This is a genomic window from Candidatus Nanosynsacchari sp. TM7_ANC_38.39_G1_1, from assembly GCF_004138385.1.
In genome coordinates, this window is the sequence record NZ_PQNZ01000036.1 from 1 (window position 1) to 8,076 (window position 8,076).

The 8,076-nt window shown below is 51.9% G+C and carries 8 protein-coding genes; 6 read left to right on the forward strand and 2 right to left on the reverse strand.

All coding sequences use genetic code 11. The features are described from left to right. The 5 genes from G1ANC_RS02875 to rpsH form a co-directional block, all read left to right on the forward strand. A partial coding sequence (locus G1ANC_RS02875) for an uL14 family ribosomal protein (RefSeq protein WP_195157091.1) occupies window positions 1-119 on the forward strand: 119 nt, incomplete at its 5' end. Beyond that, window positions 119-439, forward strand: a complete 321-nt coding sequence (gene rplX, locus G1ANC_RS02880) for a 50S ribosomal protein L24 (RefSeq protein WP_129693519.1) — start codon at window positions 119-121, stop codon at window positions 437-439. The genes G1ANC_RS02875 and rplX, both read left to right, overlap by 1 nt. After that, window positions 439-1,020: a 50S ribosomal protein L5 gene (gene rplE / locus G1ANC_RS02885; RefSeq protein WP_129693520.1), complete on the forward strand. Its 582-nt coding sequence runs from the start codon at window positions 439-441 to the stop codon at window positions 1,018-1,020. Before rplX ends, rplE begins: the two co-directional genes overlap by 1 nt. Beyond that, a complete protein-coding gene (gene rpsN, locus G1ANC_RS02890) occupies window positions 1,020-1,286 on the forward strand; it encodes a 30S ribosomal protein S14 (RefSeq protein ID WP_129693521.1) in 267 nt (88 codons plus the stop codon). The genes rplE and rpsN overlap by 1 nt, the downstream gene beginning before the upstream one ends. An 18-nt stretch (window positions 1,287-1,304) precedes the next feature. Continuing rightward, the gene (rpsH, locus tag G1ANC_RS02895) at window positions 1,305-1,706 is read left to right on the forward strand and encodes a 30S ribosomal protein S8 (RefSeq protein ID WP_129693522.1); all 402 of its coding nucleotides are present in this window, start codon (window positions 1,305-1,307) and stop codon (window positions 1,704-1,706) included. Between the two features lie 70 nt (window positions 1,707-1,776). Here rpsH and G1ANC_RS02900 read toward each other — a convergent pair whose 3' ends face one another. Both G1ANC_RS02900 and G1ANC_RS02905 read right to left on the reverse strand, forming a co-directional pair. Then, window positions 1,777-4,083, reverse strand: coding sequence for an HAD-IC family P-type ATPase (locus G1ANC_RS02900; protein ID WP_129693523.1), 2,307 nt, complete (start codon window positions 4,081-4,083; stop codon window positions 1,777-1,779). After that, entirely contained in the window at window positions 4,084-4,572 is a 489-nt protein-coding gene (locus tag G1ANC_RS02905) for a hypothetical protein (protein WP_129693524.1), read from the reverse strand. Between the two features lie 60 nt (window positions 4,573-4,632). Here G1ANC_RS02905 and G1ANC_RS02910 point away from each other — a divergent pair, with 60 nt between their 5' ends. Then, a complete protein-coding gene (locus G1ANC_RS02910; RefSeq protein WP_129693525.1) occupies window positions 4,633-8,007 on the forward strand; it encodes an ATP-dependent DNA helicase in 3,375 nt (1,124 codons plus the stop codon). The last annotated feature ends 69 nt before the right edge of the window (window positions 8,008-8,076 follow it).

Sequence of the window (8,076 nt, forward strand, 5' to 3'; positions counted from 1 at the left end):
TGGTGATTATCAACGATGACAAGCAGCCAAAGGCTACCCGTGTCTTCGGCCCAGTACCGCGCGAACTACGCGACATGGGCTACATGAAGATCGTCAGCCTGGCTCCGGAGGTACTCTAATGACTCAGCGTATTCATAAAGATGACACTGTCAAAATCATCGCTGGCGCCAACAAAGGCACCACCGGTAAAGTATTAGCCGTCTTGCCGCAGCAAAATGCAGCGTTAGTTGAAGGTATCGGCGTCAAGACTCGCCACATCAAGCCTAGCCAGCTCAATCCACGCGGCGGTAAAAAGGATATTCAAGTACCGGTTGACCTAAGTAAACTGGCGCTCGTCGTCGACGAAAAATCTGCTCAAACTAGCCGTGTTGGCTACTCAACCAAAGACGGCGCTAAAGTTCGCGTCGCCCGCCAACTTAATAATAAGGAGATCAAATAATGGCAGAAGCTAAACAATCAGCCGTTTACACTCCTCGCCTGAAAGCCTTGTACAACGAAACGTACCTCAAGGAACTACAGGCCGAATTGAATCTCGACAATGTGAACCAGGTTCCTAGCCTCGAGAAAATCGTCGTGAGTGTCGGTACCGGCAAAAGTAAAGATGACAAGCGCATGCTTGCCGCCGTCAAAAACACCTTAACACGCATCACCGGCCAAGCGCCAGTCGAACGCCTAGCCAAAAAGTCAATTGCTACGTTCAAGATTCGCAAAGGCATGGGCTCGCCAATCGGCGTGATGGTGACCTTGCGCGGTGTTCGCATGTACGAGTTTCTTGACCGCCTAGTCAACGTTAGCTTGCCGCGTGTTCGCGACTTTCACGGCGTCGGCAGCAAATTTGACAAAAGCGGCAACTACAACCTCGGTATCACCGACCAGTCAATCTTTCCAGAGTTGACATTTGAAGAAACTCAGCTAGTACACGGCCTGCAAGTAACGTTCGTAATCAAAAACGGTAGCAAGGAGAATTCGCGCGCATTGCTCGAGAAATTTGGCCTACCATTTGAAAAGGAGGACAAATAATGGCGAAAAAATCTATGATCGCCCGCGACAAAAAACGCTTGAAACTGATCAAGAAGTTTGCCGCTAAACGCGCCGCTCTAAAAGCTACCGACCCTGATGCTTTACAGAAATTACCGCGCAACTCTAGCCCAACCCGGCGCAAATTTCGCGATATGTCTGATGGCCGTCCGCGCGGCTATATGCGCCGCTTCGGCATGAGCCGCATTCGCTTCCGCGAAGAGGCCAGCAAAGGTAATATCCCAGGCGTCACAAAGAGTAGTTGGTAAAGGAAAGGAGAAAAAGATATGAGTTTACAATCTACTGACCCAATCGCGGATCTCCTGACCCGCATCCGCAATGCCGCACTAGTCGGTAAGACTGAAGTGCGCGTACCTACTAGCAAGCTCAAGAAAATCGTCGCCGAGCAATTGGTCAAGAATCACTACTTGGCCGATGTCAAGCTCGAGGACGGCAAGCCGCGCGGTACGCTCGTCATCACCATCAATAACAATGGCGAGAACGCGGCTTTTACCGAGCTAGCGCGCGTCTCTAAACCAGGCCGCCGCATCTACGTTTCTAGCGCTGACATTCCGAAGGTCAAGCAAGGCCGCGGCATCGTCCTAGTTAGCACTAGCAAGGGCGTCATGACTGGCGCTGAAGCCGCTAAAGCCAAACTAGGCGGCGAAGTGTTGCTGAAGGTTTACTAAACCAAATTTCTCTCAGCAGCAACAATAAAAACGCTCCCTGCACGAAGGGGCGTTTTTATTTATTACAACCCTATCTGTTCTGATAGATTTTACCAGCGCGGCGGGCCAGATGCCATTGCAACAGGGCGGCAATTACCACCACGCCAGCCACCGGACCAATCATTGCTAAGGTCGGTATCGTGAAGTCAAAGAATCGGCGTAACAGCGGTACAGCAAAGCTAGTCGACGCTACCAGCAGCGCTGCCGCTATATACAGCATTCGTGCTGTTTTGGCGCGCTGATCCAGCACCACGCCCAACATCGGCCCCACCAAAAATACCAAATATACGCCAAAAAACGTTGCTACCAGCACCGTCATCGTCGATACCGTATCCTGGTCGTGCGGCTGCATAGCGCGCAGCATCAAGTACGTTATCGATACCGCCGCACCCGACACGAGCGCAATTGGCGTCACCGCGCCCAGCGTATCGCGCCAAAAATTGCGCGGGTTAATTCGATGATGCGACCGCGGAGGGAAGAGAGTCCACATAATCGTCGGCATCGTCACCAAGAAAATATTCAAAAAAGTAATGTGACGCGGCGCATACGGGTGTATCACGCCCAGCACCAGCGTTACCGCCAGCAGCACCAAACCGTAAATAATTTTGTGGAAGAACAGCGTCGCTATTACCTCGATCGCTTGCATAATTTGATTCCCCAAACGCATACCCAGCGGCAATGAATTAAACGAATTATTAAGCAAAATAATATCTGCTACCCGCCGGCTAGCTGGCGCCCCGGCATACATGGCTACACCAAGGTCGGCTTTCTTGAGCGCTAGAGCGTCATTGACACCATCGCCAACCATGCCAGTAAATTGATGGTTTTGCTGCGAGAAGTGAGCGATTAGACGTTCCTTTTGTTCTGGTAAAACGCGCGCAAAAATCGTATGCTGGTCGGCAGCTGTAGCAAATGCCGGCTCGTCAAGCTCTGCCAGTTCGGCGCCAGTAATTGCCGTGTCAGGATTGTTAATTCCAGCAGCGCGCGCCACATACTGAACCGTCCGCGGATTATCGCCGCTGATAACGCGAATGTTTACGCCCTGGCGCTGCAAAAACGCTACCGTATCGACGACGCCATCGCGCAGCAAATTACGCAGCAAAACTACCGCCAACGGCCGGCCGCTGCCCGACTTTAAAGATTTCAATGGTGTGTTATTATCATCAAACTCCGCCAGCAACAATACGCGCAGACCATCGTCAGTCCACTTCTCAATCTGTTGCTGCTCGGCTGTCGATAGCGGCGCCATCCGCGCCACATATTCCGGTGCGCCCATGATAAGCGTTCGAACTCGGCCATCGACTCGCGCTCTAACGCCAGCAAATTTACGCGCCGAAGAAAACGCTAATATATCATCTACGGTATATTCATAAGGTAAATCAAGCGCAGTGATAATCGCTTGTCCAGTAGCGTTACCGCCACTAGTCTCGTGCGCTACCATCGCCGCCAACTGCTTGACTGGCTCATTACCACTGCCAAAGGGTTCGACGCGCTCCAAAGTAATCTCATCGCTAGTCAGCGTGCCCGTTTTGTCAGTACATAATATATTAAGCAGCGCCATCGCTTCAATCGCCGACAATTTCTGCGGTAGGACCTTGGCCTGGGCCAATTTTAGCGAGCCAAACGCCAACAGCAGCGAGCTAGCCAGCAGCAACCCCTCTGGCACGATGGTGATAGCACTAGTAATAATCGTTTTGAGAATCCGCACCGACTCGAAGCCAGCAATACGGTAGCGCGCGAAAACCAGAAGCGACAACACAATCGCGCAATATGTCAAGAAAGTAATCGCGTTCTGAATTGCTTGCTGTAGCGGCGTCAAGCGCGGCGTATATTGCTTGAGCGTAGCACTGATTGCACCCGCTTTGGTGGCATCGCCGACTGCCGTTACTCGCACTCGCGCACTGCCCGCTATCACCGTGGTTGCTGCGTAAACTTCATCATGTTTCTTCTTGTCAATTGAGGCTGATTCGCCAGTCAGCATGCTCTCGTTGACCTCTAATCCGCGAGCTGATAGAACTACGCCGTCCGCTGGCAGTTCATCGCCAGTCTCGAGTAGAATCTCGTCTCCAACCTGCAAGACATCGTACATCACTTCTACAACTTCATCGCCGCGGACTAATCGTGCTCGCGGCGCGCTCATTAACTCCAGCTGTTTGAGAGCATACTTGGCGCGAACTTCCTGAACAATACCAATTATTGTATTGACAGCAATCACTACCGATATAAACCAAGCATCGCGCCGCTCGCCAGCGTACAATAGCGCTAGCGCCAACAAAAAAATCGCAATGACAATTGGCGACATCAAATTACGGCGAATAATATCTAAATAATCCCGCATTTAACTCGTTCGGAGCCTCCGATAGACAAACTTCGCCGCTGGCCGCCAGCCAGAGCTTGCATCATGGTCAGCGCAATAAATGGTGCCGTTTTTGACTTCCTCAACCAAGAAAAGCGCCGGACAATACGGCACCAGAGTTCGATAGAAACGCAAGTCGTCCTGGCTGATATCGCGCCGACCCGGATATACCTTAACGAACATATCGCGCGCAATTTCCTCGAAATATTGCGGCTGGCCTTTCGGCGGAAAAAATATTTCGGGCCGCACACCCATACGCACCGCCATCTTGCGAATATCGCCCAGCGTCAGCTGCGACGAGCCTTCAATGTAGCAGTATAACTGCTTCTTGGCCGAGAGAAAAAAAGTTGCCAAAGCAGCTTGTCCGCAATCAATCCGCCGCGCCACCACCGTACTCACCTCTAAGGACACGCCAAAGCGGTCTTTAGCTATTTGCTCGATTGCAGCATCGTCAAAGAAATCATTATTCACAATCAAATTATACCATAAAACATTAGGGCATTTACCGAGCTTTGCGCTACAATAAAATAGATGGAAAAGTTCAAAACTCGCTACAATAAGCTTAATTCTGCTCAAAAAAAGGCCGTCGACACCATTGATGGCCCGCTATTGGTTGTCGCCGGCCCTGGTACTGGCAAGACCGAGCTACTCAGCATGCGCGCTGCCAATATTCTGCGCGCCACCGACACACTGCCCGAAAATATTCTCTGCCTGACTTTTACCGATAGCGGCGCTAACGCCATGTGGGCGCGTCTAGCGTCAATCATTGGTACCGATGCTTACAAAGTAGCAATCCAAACTTTTCACAGTTTCGGCACCGAAATAATCAATCATCATAGTGAGTATTTTTATCGCGGCGCTGATTTTTCACCAGCCGACGAAGTGGCCACTTACTCGATTCTAACTGATATTTTCGAGGAGCTCGACTACAATAATCCGCTAGCCAGCAAAATGAACGGCGATTTCACGCATCTGCGCGACACGGCGCAAGTAATCAGCGAGTTAAAGCAGGCCGGTCTATCTAGCAGCGAGCTGCTGCAAATCATTGATAGCAACGAAAAGCTGCTTGACGCTGTTGAGCCAGAGCTCGCAGCTATTTTCGCTAATCGCATCAGCAAAACCACTATCGCCCTGCTATCGCCAATTGCCAACAAAATCGCCGAATTGCCAGCGCCGCAATTGCCGCCAGCTATCGCACCGCTAGCCGACGCTTTGGCATTAAGTATGGCGCGCGCCTTCGACGAAGCAGTCGCCAGCGGCAAGACAACGCCGATCACCGCCTGGCGTAACGCCTGGCTCGAAAAGGACGCCAACGGTGAGTTCGTCTTCAAAGACCGCAAACGCCACGCGAAATTGCGCGCCGTCGCGCCGATTTACAACTGTTATCTCGCCGAAATGCGCCAAGCCGAGCTATTCGACTACGACGACATGATTCTGAACGTCGTGCAAGCGATTGAGCAGTATCCAGACCTACGCTTCAATCTGCAAGAACGCTATCAATACATCATGGTCGACGAATTTCAAGACACCAACCTAGCACAGCTGCGTATTCTCTTCAACCTGACAGACACGCCGCATGGCGACGCGCCAAACATCATGGCGGTAGGCGACGATGATCAAGCAATCTACAGTTTTCAAGGCGCCGATGTCGGCAACATCCATCGTTTCCGCAAGCGCTACCCAGATCACGCTAGCGTCGTTTTGACCGACAACTACCGCTCGTCGCAAACCATTCTCGACCGCGCCCGTGAAATTATTACTCAGGCTAGCGGCCGCCTAGAAACATCTATGGATATAAATAAGCAGTTGCAAGCACACACTAACGACGCTAACAGCCAAGTTACGCTATCCGCGCTACCAAGCCGCCAGGAGGAATTCGCCTGGATCGCCGAATCAATCCAAGAGAATATCACAAAAGGTACAAAACCATCAGAGATTGCCGTCATTGCTCGGCGCCACAGCGATTTGATTGCGCTACTACCGTATCTGAATCACGCTGGTATTGCTGTTAATTATGAGCGCCGCGATAATGTTCTCGACGATGAGCGCGTCCAGCTGCTAGAGCTAATGACTCGTATCTGCGTTGACATCGCAGCAGGCGAGCACGACAAAGCCAACAGCCTGCTGCCCGAGCTGATAGCTCAGCCAATGTTCGGCTTTGACAGCGAAGCTATCTGGCGGCTAAGTTTGCAAGCCTACCGCAACCGCACCGACTGGCTTGAAGCGATGCTGGCGTCGCCGACTTTTCAACCGCTAGCCAAGTGGCTGCTCGACCGCGCCAGAGCTAGCCTGACCGAGCCGCTCGAAACTTTCCTAGATACACTCATCGGCGTGCCGCAAAACTACACAGCCAACGACGACACCGACGACGATAATGATGATAGCGACGCCGCGCGCAAACCAATCAAGCCGCACCGCAACACCTTCACCTCGCCATTCTACCAATATCATTTTAATAGCAATATTCTTGGCAGCTCACCCGATGCTTACCTAACTGCCTTGGAAGCGCTGCAAACTTTGCGCGGCAAATTGCGCGAGGGCGCGCCAGACAGCACACTGCTAGCCAGCGACTTCTTGACGCTAATCGACACCTACCGCCAGCTTAATATCCCCGTCGTTAGCATCCGGCGCGCCAGCGAAACTGCTCAAAATGCTATCAACCTAATGAGCGCCCACAAATCCAAAGGCCTAGAGTTCGACACCGTTTACGTCATCAACTCTATCGATTTAATGTGGGGCGAACGCGTGCGCAGCCGCAGCCGCTTGATTGGCTATCCAGAGAACTTGGCTATCTCGCCAAACGCCGATAGCTATGACGAACGCATTCGCCTGTACTTCGTGGCCATGACGCGCGCCAAACGCCAGCTTTACCTGAGCTATGCCCGCAACGACGACACCGCCAAAGACACGCTCAAAGCTAGTTTTCTGGCTGGCACCAATTTGCAAGAAATTGACCGCCAGCCAAGCAGCACCGCCGCGCTCGCCGAGCAAAGCGAAATCGCCTGGCACGACCGCTTGACTGCGCCGATTAACCGCACTATGAAAGAGCTGCTAGCGCCAACGCTCGAAAATTACAAATTGTCTGTCACGCACCTCAATAACTTTATTGATGTTACGCGCGGCGGACCGCAGAACTTTTTGCTAAATAATTTGCTGCGCTTCCCGCAGGCCAAAAGCGCCAACGCCATCTACGGCACTCTGATTCACGCCGTTCTGCAGCACGCGCACAGCCATTTAGCGGCCAGCGGCACTCGCAAACCAATCGAAGACATTACCGGTGAGTTCATTCGTCTACTACACCAGCAAAATTTAAGCGACGCTGATCTGGCATTGTATAGTAAGCGCGGCATCGAAGCGCTCGAAGCCTTTCTGGGCGCCAAATACGGTACTTTCACACCGTCGCAAAAACCCGAGCTTAGCTTCGCCGGGCAAGGCGTCGTTCTCGGCCAAGCCCGCCTGACCGGCTCGCTCGACCTAGTTGATATCGACAATCAAACCATCACCGTCACCGATTACAAAACTGGCAAACCGTCAACTTCCTGGACAGGTAAGTCAGACTACGAAAAAATTAAGCTCCACAAATACCGCCAACAGCTGATGTTCTACGAGCTGCTCTGCGCCAATTCGCGCGATTACGCCCGCTACAAATTCGCCGGCGCCCGGCTACAATTTGTCGAACCAGACCAGGCAACAGGTGATATCGTGGCACTTGACGACCGCTTCTCCAACGACGAGCTCGCCGACTTCCAGCGCTTAATTGCCGCCGTTTGGCGCTGCATCACCTTATTAGAATTGCCAGACGTCAGCCATTACGAGGCAAATTATCGGGGAATTTTGCAGTTTGAAGAAGACTTGCTAGCAGGCAAATATCCGGCTTGCGAGCAGCCAGAAACAGGCGATGAATAAGCTTATTTCTGCCCAAGTTAATAGTTTTATACCACAATCTTGACAAATTTTCTTGACATTGTTTTCTAT